This window comes from Nibrella viscosa (assembly GCF_039541875.1).
GTDB classification, from domain to species: domain Bacteria; phylum Bacteroidota; class Bacteroidia; order Cytophagales; family Spirosomataceae; genus Nibrella; species Nibrella viscosa.
Genome location: NZ_BAABHB010000001.1, coordinates 389,795 through 405,189, shown reverse-complemented (window position 1 = coordinate 405,189; position 15,395 = coordinate 389,795). Strand labels below are relative to the sequence as shown.

The window sequence follows — 15,395 nt, the reverse complement described above, 5'->3', positions numbered from 1 at the left end:
CTATGGAGCAGGCTGTTGCCCTGTTCCGCAAGCACTATACCCGCCCGCAGCTACAGGAGCAGGATATCCGCGAGCTGATTATGGCCGTTGATTACCACACGCTCACCGTTGAACTGCTGGCCAAAACCGCGCAGGTGCAGCGCTACGATGCCGCCACCCTCCGGCAGGCCGTTGAACGCGACCTGCGGGCCAATGTGGAGGTTTCCCGCCAATCGACAACGGTAGAGAAGGTAGGCACGTATCTGCGTACGGTGTTTTCCATGAGCCGGCTGAGCGAAACCGAAATCTGGCTGCTGAAGCAGTTTGCCTGTCTGCCGGCTGAATTTCTCTCGTATGACTTACTGAAGGCCTTACTAATTAATGAGGAGAGTCCGTATGCGGACGTATTTGCGGAGACACTGGCGGAGCTAACGCGCAAAGGCTGGCTGCTGCAACAGGCCGATACCGACAGCTACAAAATGCACGCGATCATTGGTGAAGTGGTCAGAACGGAGCATCCGATCAGACCAGCCGATGTAGAAGACCTGCTATCTGCCATTACGCAACGACTCCGCATTGATCAAACAAAAGATAACCCGGTCGACAAGTTTATCTGGATACCATATGGCAATGCTTTATTAGGCGCTATTCATGACGATTCCGGGGAATTATCAACCCTGCAAAACAATCTGGCTGTGGTGCTGCAAGCCTTAGGCGACTATGAAGGCGCCCGCCAACTGCTGGAGAAAGCCCTGCAATCGGATGAGAAAAACTTTGGGCCCGACCATCCCACCACCGCTGTTAGCTCATCGAATTTAGCCTTAGTGCTGCAAGCCTTAGGCGACTATAAAAGGGCATTGGAGCTATCCGGCAAGGCACTGGCGATTTTCAAAAAGGCTTTACCGCCGGGGCATCCTTACATCCAAACGGTAGCAGAAATTTATCAAGCCATTCTGGCCGATATAGCCCAGTCTCCTAAATCACCTAAACGTTAAAAGCACCCAGCATGAAAAAGGTAAAGCTATTTCTGGCCTCGTCGTCAGAACTGAAAGAGGACCGGCAGCAGTTTGAGGTGTTTATCGGCCGCAAAAACCGGCAGTGGGTCGATCAGGGGGTGTTTCTGGATTTAGTTATCTGGGAGGATTTTCTGGATGCGGTATCGCAAACCCGGCTCCAGGATGAGTACAACAGGGCGATAAAGAACAGCGATATTTTCGTGATGCTCTTTTTTACCAAAGTCGGCAAATACACGGAGGAGGAATTTGAAACGGCTTTCGGTCAGTTCAAAGCCACCAACAAGCCGTTTATTTTCACCTACTTCAAAGACGCCCGGATCGACACCGGCAGCGCCAGCAAAAAAGACCTGATGAGCCTGTGGGCCTTTCAGGAGAAGCTGGACCAACTCGGCCATTTCTATACCGTCTACGAAAACATTGACCAACTGCTGCTCAAATTTGGGCAGCAGTTGGATAAACTGGCCGCCAACGGCTTTATTGAATTCAACAAGCCGACCGGAGAGGACCCCGCCCCGCCTACCGTCAGCAACAAAGCAAAAACCAAGGGCGATAACAACATTACCATTCAGGGCACCAACAGCAGCGCCATCCACATCAATCAGGGCCGCAAACGCGGCAGTTGAGCGAGACTGGAGCGGTCGGCATTTCGGCATTTGTTTTGTGAGGAGTTTGGGCGGTTAGGACTGGGGAGCGGAGCAAATCCGCAATCCCCAATCCCAAATCCTACTTATTTGCTTAAGTCCTTTACCCGAATGTTGCGGAAGTAGAGGACGTCGCCGTGGCCCAAGAAACCGATATGGCCCGATTTGTTCAGCAGGCCCGGATGCTCCCGGTGGTCCAGCGTGCCGTTCTTTGAGGCTTCGGCAATATCGCCGTCGAGGATGACCGTGCCGTTGAGCGTGACCGTGATGCGGTTGCCTACCGCTCGTATCTCTTCCACATTCCACTCACCCACGGGCTTCAGGTAGCCCCGCTTTGCCGGGATTACCCCGTATACCGAGCCGTGGTACTGGTACACCTGTAGTTTTTTGTAAATCTCGGCATCGTTGTCCAGCACCTGAATCTCCATCCCGTTATAGGCGGCATCGCCCTGCATGGGCGCGCGGATGCCGATACCGTTGTTGGCCCCCGGCGTGAGCTTAAACTCAAATCGGTAGATAAAGTCGCTGTACTGATCGCGGGTGTACAGATTGCCGCTGCCGCCGTTCTTCGGGTTTACGGACAGCGCACCGTCTTCAATCACGTAGTCGGTTTTGTTGCCGGTCCACTCGTGCAGGCTGGTGCCGTCGAACAGCATTTTAAAGCCTTCCTTCTTCTCATCGTCGGACAGGGTAAACGGCTGCGGACGCGGAATTTCGCGGATGTAGATATCCCGGTAGGCTACATACGTACCATGCGCCTGTAGCTCGATCTGCTCTTCCGGAAAAATGGGTAGGCTTTTGTCCCAGTAATTTTCGAGCGGCACGTTGTTGACCACCAATTTGCCGTTGAGGTACACCGTCACCTGATCGCCCACCATCCGGATGCGGAAGGTATTCCAGGTGCCGACGGGGTTATCGGCCACCAGCAGCGGTTTGCTGGCGTGAATCTGGTTGTTGTACAGCCCGCCCGAGCCCACCTGCGCCCCTACGTCGGTGCGCGAGGTATCCCAGATCTGCACCTGGGGCGTACCCCGGAGGTAGATACCCGCATCGCCTTTGGGCGTGATCTGCCAGTCGACGTACATCTCAAAGTCGCCGTATTTTTTATCGGTACACAGGTTATCGCCATGACCTGTAAACACCAGCAGACCATCGTTCACCTGCCAGCCGGTACGCATGGCCGCATCGGCTTTGGCCTGCGCAGCCGCCAGCGTTTTCCTGTCCATTTTCGCCCGCTTGATGGGATCACCCACCAGTCCCTTCCAGCCGGTCAGGTCTTTGCCGTTGAACAGGGGCAAAAAGCCTTTGCCCGCGGGCATTCCCGCCAGGAGTTTGCGGAGGGCGTCGGACTGCTTGCCGGCCTCGGGACCGCTCAGCAGGGGCATGGCTTTTTGCAGGATCTCGCGCACCCCATCACCCTGAATGGAAGGAGTACCCAGGGTAATCTGCGCTACCGCAGCCGCAGCGTCGGCCTGCAGGTCGGGCTGGTCGAGATACCGGGCGGCATACATCAGGGCCGGGAAGGTTTTACAGGCCTGCACCTGTTTCAGCAGGGTCTTTTTCTGCTCCGGGGTAGTCGCGTACGCCATGGCCGCGCGGAGCATCAACAGCTTTTCGTCGGCGGTATACGAGCCCAAACTGAGTTGCCGGAGCAGGGCATTCACCCCTTCGGCGGCATTCCCCACCTTTGCGGCTTCGGGTAACAACTGTTGTACAGTATGGGCCGCCAGACCGCCTTTCCAGCCGGAAAGCGCATTAATAACCGCCGGGCCCGCCGTACCGTAGGCTCTGGCTACCTCGCTTAGGTTGTCGCGACCGCCGATGCCGGCCAGTACGGGGTACAGCAGTGTCTTTTTATCACCGGGCACCCGGTTGAGCAGCGTCCGGGCCGTAGCCTGTTGGGCAGAGGCATCGGCATTAGTCTGGATAGCCGCTACCAGCGCTTCCTGCAAGGCACGGCTGTCTTTTTCGCCCGTCGAGGCCAGCAGGGCCGTTAGCAGCGGATCGATGTGGCTGCCGGTAGCCGTTTGTTTCAAGGTTAGCCGGGCAGCCTGATTCACTGGTTCGTCGGCGCTCTTTGCCAGTTGCAGCACCTCTACAAACCGAGCGACATCGGCTCGGGCACCGAGTATTTCCAGAATGGCCACTTTACCGGCCGGAGAGGCATCAGCCAGGGCCTGACCCACCGCCGGCAACACACCCGCGCCCTTCATGGACAGCAGAGCCGATTTTACGGCAGCAATGGCCCCGGCATCAGAGGTTTTCAGGACGGGCAGTAAAGCCGATAGGGCCTCGGCCTGCCCAAGCTTAGCCGCAGCCGCAATAGCCGCTATTTTTACCGCCGGCTGTTCGCTTTGCACCGCTTGCAGGGCTACTGGCAGGGCTGCTTTTACGCTCATAGTACCAAACATCCGGAGCATATCGGCCTGAGCCGGTGCCTCCGACCGGCCGAAGGTCTTCAGCCACTGGGCAACGGTGGCTTCGTTCAGATACGGCTGACCGAATTGTAAGGCAGCCGCCCGGAAAGCCGGGTCAGCGTCTTTCATAGCCGCCGTCAGCGTAGGCAGGCTTTGAGCCCCTTTGAGGTCGGTCAGCAGTTTCAGGGCGGCAATACGGGTGGCCACGGCGCTGCCCGACTGCGTTATTTTCTGTACGGTCTTAACCGCTTTGTTGACTTCTTTCCGGCGACCGTCGGTCAGCAGTTGATGCAGGTAGCTCAGGTAGGCCTCCGTCGCCTGACTAGCCTCAGCTTGATATCCAGCCTTCTCGGCGGCTTTGGCAAGTACAGCATACGAAGCGGGATCTCCGATCTGCGCCAGCGCCTGTAACGCCACCTTCGCCAGTCTGGCGTCGCTGGTATTGGCCAGCGCACCGATCGCCGTAGCCGCCGGTCTGAACCGAGCTTTTCCTAAGGCCCCCATGATGAACAATCGGGTCTGTTCGGGTGCCCCGTTCAGGGCAGTCAGCAGGGCGTTACCGGCGGCCGGGGTACCAATGGTAGCCAGCGCCCTCGCAGCCGGATCGGCCAGCCGGGCGTCGGTCAGAAATGGAACCAGGGCCGCCACGGCATCGTTTTTACCGACCCGCTCCAGTTGGGTAATGATAAATAGCTTGGACTCGGGGTTGCTCAACCGGGGCAGGGCCACAGCGTAGGCCCGGCTGGCCAGCGCCCGCAGATTTTCCTTGCCGGACGAAGCGGCCGCGTACGAAAAAGCCGACAGGGCAAACTGCACGGGGCTGATGGCCCCGGTATCGTCTAGCTTTTTCACCAGCGCCATAATACCCTCCTCGCCCAAATCCGCCACCGCAGCGGCACTGGCCTGGAGTTCGGTAGCATTGCCGGCCGGCATTTTAGCCAGCAGTTCCGTAATTTTTACGTTCGCAGGCTGGCCGGCCGCGGTTTGAGCCTGACTGATCTGAAGGCTACCGATTAGAAAAAGGATTAAGACAAAGTAAGATCGCATGGGGTTGTTGGGAATTAGGGAAGAATGGGTGATTTGGGGTGTTGAACGTTGCGCGTCTGTGCTGGGCGACAACGGAGATTTAAGACGATGGATGCTCCGAAGGAGCCAGCGGTTTATAGTATGCCATAAACATTGATGTTTCCCGCTATGCCGTAGGCATCAGCCATCTGTCCGGAATGGCTGGCTCCTACGGAGCAGATACTGGGGCGATGAACCACTAAGCTATAAACCGCTGGCTCCTACGGAGCAATAGACACGAAGTCCATTGTGGCTCGGCTTAGCCTCTGTTATTCGCTCCGCACAGCCGAGCGAATAACGGAAACCAGTGGCTAAATCCAGCGTCAAACCTCAAAACGACCACGGCTCTCGCATGGGAGGGTCGAGCAGCCGGTTGGCCGCTTCGTCGTTCACAAACTCCTGTCTGACCGGATCAAACTTTAAATTCCGACCCAGTTCCAGGGCGATTTTGCCGATGTTTACGAGGGTGCAGGAGCGGTGCCCGTTGGCTTCGTTCAGGGCAAATTTCTGCCGGTTCTTTACGGCTTCTACAAAATCCGTCACCTGCGGTTCAGGGTCGGGCAGAGCCGCCAGCTTCCGTTCAATATCGGGAATGGTACACCGGAAGCCGCTGTACAGTTTGCCGCCGGGACCTTCGATATAAGCCGCTTTGGTCTCCGTACCGGCGCCGTCCAGCACAATCTGGCAGCCGTCGGCGTAGGTGTAGGTTATCTTGCGCCAGGTACCCACGGCATCGGTATGCTGCTGGGGCGCGTCGATCTCGACCGTTACGGGGCTGGTATCATCTTTCCCCAGAAAATACTGGATGGGGTCGAGGTAATGCTGCCCCATATCGCCCAGACCGCCCCCGTCGTAGTCCCAATAGCCGCGGAACGTGGTGTGTACCCGGTGCGGATGGTACGGCTTGAACGGAGCAGGACCCAGCCAGCGGTCGTAATCCAGCTCAACCGGTACGGGCTGGGGCTCCAGATCGGTTTTGCCTACCCAGTAAAACTTCCAGTCGAAGCCCGTATGCCGGCTCACGGTCACTTTCAGCGGCCAGCCCAGCATACCGCTCTCCACCAGCTTTTTGATGGGCTTGACGGGCGTGTTCATGCCGTAAAAGTTTTCGGAGAACCGGAACCAGGTGTTCAGCCGGAAAATACGGCCGTGCTGCTGGACGGCTTCGACCAGTCGCTTGCCCTCCCCTATGGTCCGGGTCATGGGTTTTTCGCACCAGATGTCTTTCCCGGCGCGGGCGGCATCGGCAGCAATAAGGCCATGCCAGTGGGGTGGAGTAGCAATATGAACAATGTCGATTTCCGGCAGGGCCAGTACTTCCCGGTAATCGCGGAAGGTTTTTACCCCCTCGCCCCCGTTGAGGGCGTTCAGGGCAAGTTGCAGGTGTCGGGTATCGACGTCGCAGATAGCCCCTACGCGGGTACCCGCGTAGGGAATATGCCCTCTACCCATACCGCCCACCCCAACAATGGCTTTGGTGAGCATATCGCTGGGCGGCAGGTAGCCTTTGCCTAATACGTGCCGGGGCACAATGGTAAAGGCCGCCAGCGTCCCCATCGAACTTTTTATAAATTGTCGGCGCGACGGATTCTGTGCTGATTTCATGTAGTTCCGGAATATCTTACAGGCATATACCCAATCTGTCTTAAAAAGGCTATTATGAACATCAGTCTACTATTTAGAACCACAGCTTCTCCTTACCTTTGTTATTCTGAACTCAGCCAAATGCTTTCATGAAACACCTGCTTGCCCTGTTACTTTGCCTTTCTGTATCGATTTCTCTCTTTGCCCAGACCGAAAATACCTATAACCTCCTCCCCTTCCCCGCGCAGTTTGCCGGCAAAGACGGTCAGTTTACCGTCAGCGGCACTACCCGCATCGTGGTAACGCCAAAAGACGCCGGGCAGCAGGCGGCTGCGCAGACGCTGGTGAATCAACTCCGTACCGCCAGCGGCCTGCCCGTAGCGGTAGCCACCGCTACGCCGGCACTGACCAGGGGTAAGCATATTTTCTTTACCCGGCATACCGCCGGCCGGTGCGGGCCGGAGGGCTATATACTGAACGTGACGCCGGACCGGGTAACGGTTGAGGCCGAAACGCCGAAGGGTTACTTTTACGCCGTGCAGTCGTTGCTGCAACTGCTGCCGGTGCAGGTATTCAGTCCGGCGAAGCTGGAGAATATGGCCTGGACCATACCCGCCTGTCAGATTCTGGACCGGCCGCGCTACGGCTACCGGGGCCTGATGCTCGACGTAGGGCGGTATTTTATGCCCGTGCCGGCCGTGAAGCGCTTCATCGACCTGATGGCCATGCACAAGTTCAACACCTTCCACTGGCACCTGACCGAAGACCAGGGCTGGCGGATTGAAATCAAAAAATACCCGAAACTCACCCAGATTGCCTCCAAACGGAAAGAAACCATTATCGGCCACGACGGGCAGTATTACCCGGCCAAATTTGATGGTAAAGAGCATGGTGGCTACTACACCCAGGAACAGATCAAGGACGTGGTGCGCTACGCGGCCGCCCGGCACATCACCATCATTCCGGAAATCGAAATGCCGGGCCACTCCACCGCTGCGCTGGCGGCTTATCCGGAGCTTTCGTGCGAGCCCGGCAAGACCTACGAGGTAGCTACGCGCTGGGGCGTCAAGAAAGACGTATACTGCCCATCGGAGAAGACGTTTACCTTTTTGCAGGATGTACTCACGGAGGTGATGGCCCTGTTCCCGAACAAATACATCCATATCGGCGGGGACGAGTGCCCCAAGGATGCCTGGCAGCAGAGTGCTTTCTGCCAGGACCTGATCAAAAAGCTGAAGCTTAAAGATGAGCACGAGCTACAGAGCTATTTTATCCGGCGCATCGAGAAGTTTGTCAATTCGAAAGGCCGGGCTATCATCGGCTGGGACGAAATTCTGGAGGGGGGTCTGGCTCCCAACGCCACCGTGATGAGCTGGCGGGGCACCAAAGGCGGCATTGAAGCGGCTAAACAGAAGCATAACGTAATCATGACGCCCTCCACCTTCGTCTACCTCGACTATTACCAGGCCAATCCGGCTAATGAGCCACTAGCCATCGGCGGTTACCTGCCCATTGAAACCGTGTATGCCTATGAACCCACACCCAGTGAGCTAACGCCCGACGAGCAGAAATACATCCAGGGGGTGCAGGCCAACGTCTGGACCGAATACATTCCTACGCCCGACCAGGTCGAGTACATGACCTATCCGCGCGCGGCTGCCGTAGCCGAAATCGGCTGGATGCCCAAAGGTCCGCGCAACTTTGAAGACTTTGCCATGCGGCTGAAAGAACACCAGAAACGCCTGGATTACCTGAACGTCAACTATGCCAAAACGCTACTCGATGTGCGGGCTACCACCCAGTTCACCAGCGAAGGCCAGCTGCAGGTGCGACTCGACAAACTCGACTCCGACAGTAAAATCTACTATACCACCAACGGCCGTGAACCCGGCAGGAATGCCACTGAATATACCGCCCCCATTACGCTGAATAAAACAACGACCATTAAAGCCATTACTACCTCCGGCGGCAAACTGACCGAGACCTTTTACATCCACCGCGCCAAGGGAAAGCCGTACACCTACAACGACGTAGCCGGGGCTACCGAAGCCAACGGCCCCTCGCTGGCGCAAAGCATTGACCCTACCGGCAAAAAGCTGACCGACGGTCAGGTAGCGCCCTCACCCCGAAATCAGCAGGAGTGGGTAACGCTCTGGGGCAAAGACCTGGACGTCACCATAGACCTCGGCGAAGTGCGATCCGTCACCAAAGTCAGCACGCATTTCCTGAAGCAGATTCCTCGTGCTTTGTTTCCGCCTACATCGGTAGAAATTGCGCTGTCGCAGGATGGCACCACGTTCAAAGACGCCATTAACCAGCCCGTGAGTTACCCGCTGGAAGGCGAATGGAGCATTCTGCCGGTTACCGCCGACTTCCGGACCGCCCGCGCCCGGTACGTCCGGCTAAAGGCTAAAAACACCGGGCAAACAGCTACCGACCCCCCCCGGCCCAACCGCCCGACGGGCATTGCGCTGGATGAGGTAATTGTAGAATAAAAGAAGGTACTATCCTACGAAAACAGCCCCACTTCTGATGGGGCTGTTTTCGTAGTTTACGTTCAGCTTTTACAGAATATATTGGCTCAGGTCGTGGTCTTTCACCAGCACCGTTAATTTCTGCTGCACCATCTCTCTGGTTACCACCACGTGAGCATTGGCCCCGATCACGTCCGGAATGTCGAACATGAAATCGTTCAGCAACTGGCTCATGACGGTCTGCAACCGCCGGGCACCGATGTTCTCAATTTCTGAGTTGACCTGGAAGGCAATGCGGGCAATCTCCCGAAGGGCCTCATCCTGAAACGTCAGATCTACCCCTTCGGCCTGCATCATAGCCTCATATTGCTTGGTAAGGGCATTTTTGGGTGCTTTCAGGATCTGGAAGAAATCATCCTCCGACAGGCTTTGCAGCTCCACCCGGATCGGGAAACGGCCCTGTAGCTCCGGAATCAGGTCGGAGGGCTTGGACACATGGAAGGCTCCGGCGGCAATGAACAGAATATGGTCGGTGTTGATAACGCCGTATTTGGTATTTACGGCACTACCTTCCACAATCGGCAGCAGGTCGCGCTGTACACCCTCGCGGCTCACGTCCGGTCCGCCTGAACCACCGCCCCGGTTGGAGGCCACTTTGTCGATTTCGTCGATAAAAATGATCCCCGAGTTTTCGGCCCGGCGGATGGCTTCTTCCTTCACCTCGTCCATGTCGATGAGCTTGGCAGCTTCTTCTTCCAGCAGAATCGTTTTAGCTTCGGCAATAGTCACTTTCCGTTTGCGGCCCCGGCGCGGCATCATGCCTCCAATCATTTCCTGAATGTTCATCATCGACAAGTCGTCTACCGTGCCACCGATCATGCCGATATTAGGCATCTGCGTTTGCTGCACTTCTATCTCGATCTTGCGGTCGTCCATCTCACCGGCGCGAATTTTCTCGCGGAACCGTTCACGGGTGCGCTCGTTCAGTTCCGCATCGCTGTCGGGGATGCGGTCGGCATTACGATCGTCCATCACAAAACCCGTCGATTGGGCCGACTTCACAGGCGGAATCAGGATGTCCAGGATCGCGTCTTCAACGAGTTGCTGCGCCCGGGTCTGCACCTGCTCTTTCTTGGCTGATTTGACCAGGCTGACAGATTGCTCCACCAGGTCGCGCACCATGCTTTCGACATCGCGGCCGACGTAACCGACCTCCGTAAATTTAGAAGCTTCTACTTTGGTAAACGGTGCATCGGCGAGTTTGGCCAGCCGACGGGCAATTTCGGTCTTGCCGACGCCCGTTGCCCCGATCATCAGAATATTGTTAGGGGTAATCTCGCGTTGCATATCCGCGGGCGCATTCATCCGGCGCCAGCGGTTCCGCAACGCAATGGCCACGTTACGCTTGGCATCGTGCTGCCCGATGATGTATTGGTCTAATTCGGCAACAATCTGCCGGGGGGTGAGGTCTTTGAGGGATTGAGCCATCTATAGGATAATGATGAATGATGAATGATGAATGATGAGTGATCCGGGCCGGGGAACGATCCACCGAGCGGAATAATGAATGATAAAAGGGACTACGCCGATCTTTCACTCATCATTTATCATTCATAGTTCATCATTCGTTCTAAACCTTTCCCAAAGAAACGAATGAAAAAGGAATTGAGTTGAACAAATGGCGTTTTTTTACACGAGAGCGCTGCTGCCTGCTTACAAAATATACCCCAGCTTCAGCCCGGCGGTCAGGCTGGGAATGACCGAGGCCCCCTGATAAAAGGGATCGAACACCAGAAATCCACCCGACCGGAAGGCCTGATCCTCCGCTGCAATCGGCGGGCGCTCCACACTCCTGATCCGCAGGCCCAAACCCATGTATAGATCCATCATCAACCGGTTGTTATCAATACCAAATGCAAACTGACGGCCGAGTTTAAAATGACTACCCCCGACGTATTTCGTCACGGGCGATTCGCGTAGTTCGAAGAAAGCGCAGGGGCCACCCGTACACTCCCGGCCTACGGTATAGTTCTCCACGGCGTTGACCTGCTTATAAAATAACTCCACGGCCAGGTAATTACCCAGGGGTGCCGGCGACCGGACATTGATACCGACGTTGCGGTTGGAACGGTAGCGGTTGGTGTAAAAACGCCATTCGGCCCGGCCACGCCAGTGCTCCCAATGGGTATACCGGCCCGAGCCGCTCCCCTGCCAGACATTGAAGGTACCGAGACCAAACCCAAACTCACCCTGTACCGACTGACGCGGGCTCAGGATACGCTCCAGACCAAATTGTACGGTATTATCGGGGTCAAACAGGTGCAGCGGAGAAAATTTGATCACCCACCGGGGAGGCTGGGTCATTACCGGCCGCAACGTAGTATCAAGCTGCATCCGCTGGGCCTGAACGCCGAACGAAAGCAGCAAACAAATTCCTACTATACTTTTTTTCATGCAGGTGTGGTTATTCGACCGGCATTTTGCTGAGCAGCTTCAGTTTGGCCGGGTCGCTGTAGCTGTATTGGTAAATACCGTCTTTGCCGGTCACGATCAATACTTTATTAATAGGAATCACATCGAACGAACGGATGTCTTTGAACGTCTCCATCAGCTTCAGGTCCAGGGGGTTAACGGCATCGAAAACTTTCAGGCCAAAGTCGCCCTCGGTCACAAACAACAGGTTACCCTCAATACCCAGGCCGTGTGGGTTCGACATGGGATAGCTCTTTACCAAACGGGGAGCCGCCATATTGGAGATATCGACCACATCCAGCGAATTTAGGCCGTTGCGGCAGTTGGTACCACTCCGCAGCGTCACATAGGCGTAGTTGCCCTGCGCCACCACCGGGTCGCAGCTCACAATATGGTCGTACCGCGAAGTCATGGTCGGTTTGGCCGGATCGTTCAGGTTATAGATGTACATACCCTGCTGTGTGCCGATCAGCAGGTGATTGCCGAACGGGAAAATGGTTTCGACGCCCGGATTCAGGCTTATTTTGTTGACGTTGACCGGAGCGTTGAGCTGCGCAATGTCGTACACCACCAGGCTGGAATTATTGACCACGTAGAGGTGATTGCCGGTGATGGTAAACCGCGCCATCGAACCGCCGGTGCCCGTGCCCGTTCCGGGGCTTACGCTGTCTTTGGCCGTGTCGGCACTGCATCCGGTCAGCAGGCTGCCACCGATCAGCCAATACAACAGTTGCTTTTTCATGGGAGGGGTATCGGTTAACGGTAGCACTTTGGATTCATCAGCTCCGCCGATTCCCAGCGGACTACCACGCCCTTAGCCGGGTCGGCACATTCGAAGCGAACACCGCGCTCGGCCGGGTAGGCTGTGTACGGAAACATATTCTCCAGCCGCTTTGTCACCCGGATCTGCTGGAGGTTCGAAATGTCCAGCGCTACCAGATCGGTAATGTTGTTGGCGTACAGAATAGTCCCTTTCACGGCCATATCGGTGTTGCCCGGAATGGCGATAAACGCCACCTTCACGGGTTTTTCCGGATTGAGGTTATTGACGACGTGCAGCCCTTTATCCGGCTCGTTGATGAACAGGAACGCATCTTTCACGTAGATCTTGCCGGGGGTCTTCATCGGCTGCGGGGGCAATATCTCCACCTTCCGCACCGACTCCAGAGAGGCATATACCGGCCGCAGGCCCTGTACCGGGCCGGTCGGTTTGTTGTTCTCCGGATAGCAGCCGGTAAACGCTACCAGGCCCAACAGGCACCATACCCGGCTAAGGGCGGGAAAACGTAATGTATACAGCATATGGAATTGAGTTGTGGCTCAGCAGACGGCTTTCAACAATGTTACAAAAAAGCAAATAAGACATAAAACGAGTACCGATCAAAAACAGGCCTGTCAATAAGTTTCAGAGCAGGCAATACCGGTCGGTCTAAAGACCGCTTTTAGCCCCAAAGCGTTGGAAGCCGAAAACACTTTTTGCAGAATTTCGGCTACTGTACCTGCTTTTCTCCCGACTGGTATGAATACAGTAAAAGTTGTAGCTTGCTGCGTAGTCTGACCATCAAAAGCTTACCTGCCTGCCTTGCTTCTGTCCGGCTTAACTAAACCTAAACGATGCATTACGCGCTATTTTCCTTTTTGCTGCTATCTCTCCTCTGGACCAACTCGCTGGCCCAAACGCGATTTCATGTAAACTCACCGGATCAGGCCATTCGGGTCACGGTGCAAAACACACCAGCCGGCGAAGTTACCTACCAGGTCCGGTACAAGGGCAAGCCCGTCATTCAACCCTCCGGTCTGGGTTTTGTCCTGCAACGTCCAGCCGTAACGCTAAACCGGTTTACCGTTGCAGCTGCGGATTCGTCGCGCACCAACGAATCATGGAAACCCGTCTGGGGCGAAGTCAGCCAGATTCGCAATAACTACCATGAACTGGCCCTGCGGCTGCTGGATAAATCCGGCTCCGGCATTGCTATGGTGGTGCGGTTCCGGGTGTTCAACGATGGGGTCGGCTTCCGCTACGAGTTTCCGCAGCAGACCGCTCTCATGCACTTTGTAGTCGCCGATGAACAGACGCAATTTGCCCTGGCTGCCGACCATACCACCTTCTGGCAACCCGGCGATTATGACTCCAACGAATACCTTTACAACACCACCCGACTGACCCAGGTAGACGCCACAGCCGCAGCCGCCCGCGAGAAAGATATTGCGTTGCAATCGCTGATCGGCCCAAACGCAATTCAGACACCCCTGCTGCTGAAAACCGCCGACGGGCTGTACATCAGCCTGTACGAAGCGGCCCTGCTCAACTACCCGGTCATGCACCTGCAACTGGATAAGGCCAAACTGACGCTGACCTCTCACCTGACGCCCGATGCCGTAGGCAACAAAGCGTATTTGCAAACCCCCGCGCAAACGCCCTGGCGCACCATTCTGGTGAGCGACAAAGCCCCCGACCTGCTGACTTCCAGGCTGATTCTGAATCTGAATGCGCCATCCACCATCGCCGACCCGTCGTGGCTCAAGCCGCAGAAATTTGTGGGCATGTGGTGGGAGATGCACGTGGGTAAAGCCACCTGGGAGCGGGCCGGCGGCAAGCACGGGGCCAATACGCAGAACGTAAAGAAGTACATCGACTTTGCCGCCAAATACGGCTTCGATGGCGTGCTGGTAGAAGGCTGGAACGAGGGTTGGGAGGACTGGTTCGGCAACTGGAAAGAAGATGTCTTTGACTTTGTAACGCCCTACCCCGATTATGACATTGACGCGCTGACTGCCTACGCCCGGCAGAAAGGTGTCCGGCTCATTATGCACCACGAAACTTCCGGCTCCGTCACCAACTACGAACGGCGGATGGATGCTGCCTTTCGGTACATGCAGCAGCACGGCATGAATACGGTGAAGACCGGCTACGTCGGCCGCATTATACCGAGAGGGGAACACCACGACAGTCAGTGGATGGTGAACCACTACCAGCGGGTCGCCGAGAAAGCTGCGCAGTACAAGATCATGATCGACTCGCACGAGTCGGCGCACCCAACGGGGCTGCACCGCACCTACCCCAACTGGATGGCCTCTGAAGCCGCCAGGGGCAGCGAGTTCAACAACGCGCCCACGCTGGGTATCACCCCCGAGCATACCACGCTTTTGCCCTTCACCCGGATGCTGGGTGGACCCATGGATTTTACGCCCGGTCTGTTCCGCTTCCGGCTAAATCAGTTCGACAGCACCCGCATCACGCGGGTACGCACCACCCTGGCCAAGCAGTTGGCGCTGTACGTGACTATGTACAGCCCGTTGCAGATGGCCGCCGACCTGCCCGAAAATTACGAGCGGCATTTGGATGCGTTTCAGTTCATCCGCGACGTACCCGTCGACTGGGACGATACCCGCGTGATTGCCGCCGAACCCGGCGATTACATTCTGACGGCCCGCAAAGAAAAAGGCACGCCTAACTGGTACGTAGGAGCCATCACCGACGAAAACAGCCGCGACCTGCCCCTGCCGCTCGACTTTCTGGAACCCGGCAAAACCTACGAAGCCACCCTTTACCGCGACGCCCCCACCGCCGACTGGGATACCAACCCGGAAGCCTATGTAATCGAGAAGAAAACCGTCAATGCCAAAACCAAACTGACGCTGCACCTGGCCAAAGGGGGCGGCTGCGCCATTCAGTTTATCAGGCAGTAAGGTTTAGGTTATCAAAACGACCAGCCTGTAGTTGTGCATTTTCCATAGGCGAGGAGG

General features: G+C 56.3%; 10 protein-coding genes. 4 read left to right on the top strand and 6 right to left on the bottom strand.

Going from position 1 to position 15,395, the window contains the following annotated elements; genetic code table 11:
• Positions 1 to 2: 2 nt before the first annotated feature.
• Together ABD931_RS01705 and ABD931_RS01700 are read left to right on the top strand one after the other, a co-directional pair.
• Positions 3 to 974 carry a tetratricopeptide repeat protein gene (locus ABD931_RS01705; protein ID WP_345263301.1) on the top strand — a complete coding sequence of 324 codons (972 nt, stop codon included), beginning with the start codon at positions 3 to 5 and terminating at the stop codon, positions 972 to 974.
• An 11-nt stretch (positions 975 to 985) separates the two neighbouring features.
• Entirely contained in the window at positions 986 to 1,618 is a 633-nt protein-coding gene (locus tag ABD931_RS01700; RefSeq protein WP_345263299.1) for a toll/interleukin-1 receptor domain-containing protein, read from the top strand.
• A gap of 104 nt (positions 1,619 to 1,722) precedes the next feature.
• Here the strand turns inward: ABD931_RS01700 and ABD931_RS01695 are convergent, their stop codons facing one another.
• On the bottom strand, positions 1,723 to 5,100 hold the full coding sequence (locus tag ABD931_RS01695; RefSeq protein WP_345263297.1) for a DUF1080 domain-containing protein: 3,378 nt from the start codon (positions 5,098 to 5,100) through the stop codon (positions 1,723 to 1,725).
• Between the two features lie 348 nt (positions 5,101 to 5,448).
• On the bottom strand, positions 5,449 to 6,723 hold the full coding sequence (locus ABD931_RS01690) for a Gfo/Idh/MocA family oxidoreductase (protein ID WP_345263295.1): 1,275 nt from the start codon (positions 6,721 to 6,723) through the stop codon (positions 5,449 to 5,451).
• 128 nt (positions 6,724 to 6,851) lie between these two features.
• Here ABD931_RS01690 and ABD931_RS01685 point away from each other — a divergent pair, with 128 nt between their 5' ends.
• Positions 6,852 to 9,197, top strand: a complete 2,346-nt coding sequence (locus tag ABD931_RS01685; protein ID WP_345263293.1) for a glycoside hydrolase family 20 protein — start codon at positions 6,852 to 6,854, stop codon at positions 9,195 to 9,197.
• 69 nt (positions 9,198 to 9,266) lie between these two features.
• Here the strand turns inward: ABD931_RS01685 and hslU are convergent, their stop codons facing one another.
• From hslU to ABD931_RS01665, 4 genes are all read right to left on the bottom strand, one after another.
• On the bottom strand, positions 9,267 to 10,664 hold the full coding sequence (hslU, locus tag ABD931_RS01680; protein WP_345263291.1) for an ATP-dependent protease ATPase subunit HslU: 1,398 nt from the start codon (positions 10,662 to 10,664) through the stop codon (positions 9,267 to 9,269).
• 225 nt (positions 10,665 to 10,889) lie between these two features.
• On the bottom strand, positions 10,890 to 11,630 hold the full coding sequence (locus ABD931_RS01675) for a hypothetical protein (protein ID WP_345263289.1): 741 nt from the start codon (positions 11,628 to 11,630) through the stop codon (positions 10,890 to 10,892).
• A 10-nt stretch (positions 11,631 to 11,640) separates the two neighbouring features.
• A complete protein-coding gene (locus ABD931_RS01670; RefSeq protein ID WP_345263287.1) occupies positions 11,641 to 12,390 on the bottom strand; it encodes an LVIVD repeat-containing protein in 750 nt (249 codons plus the stop codon).
• Positions 12,391 to 12,404: 14 nt separating this feature from the next.
• Complete coding sequence (locus tag ABD931_RS01665) at positions 12,405 to 12,950, bottom strand: LVIVD repeat-containing protein (RefSeq protein ID WP_345263285.1); 546 nt, start codon at positions 12,948 to 12,950, stop codon at positions 12,405 to 12,407.
• Between the two features lie 312 nt (positions 12,951 to 13,262).
• On the opposite strand from ABD931_RS01665, the gene ABD931_RS01660 reads away from it, so the two are divergent.
• Complete coding sequence (locus tag ABD931_RS01660; RefSeq protein ID WP_345263283.1) at positions 13,263 to 15,338, top strand: glycoside hydrolase family 97 protein; 2,076 nt, start codon at positions 13,263 to 13,265, stop codon at positions 15,336 to 15,338.
• Positions 15,339 to 15,395 lie beyond the last annotated feature (57 nt).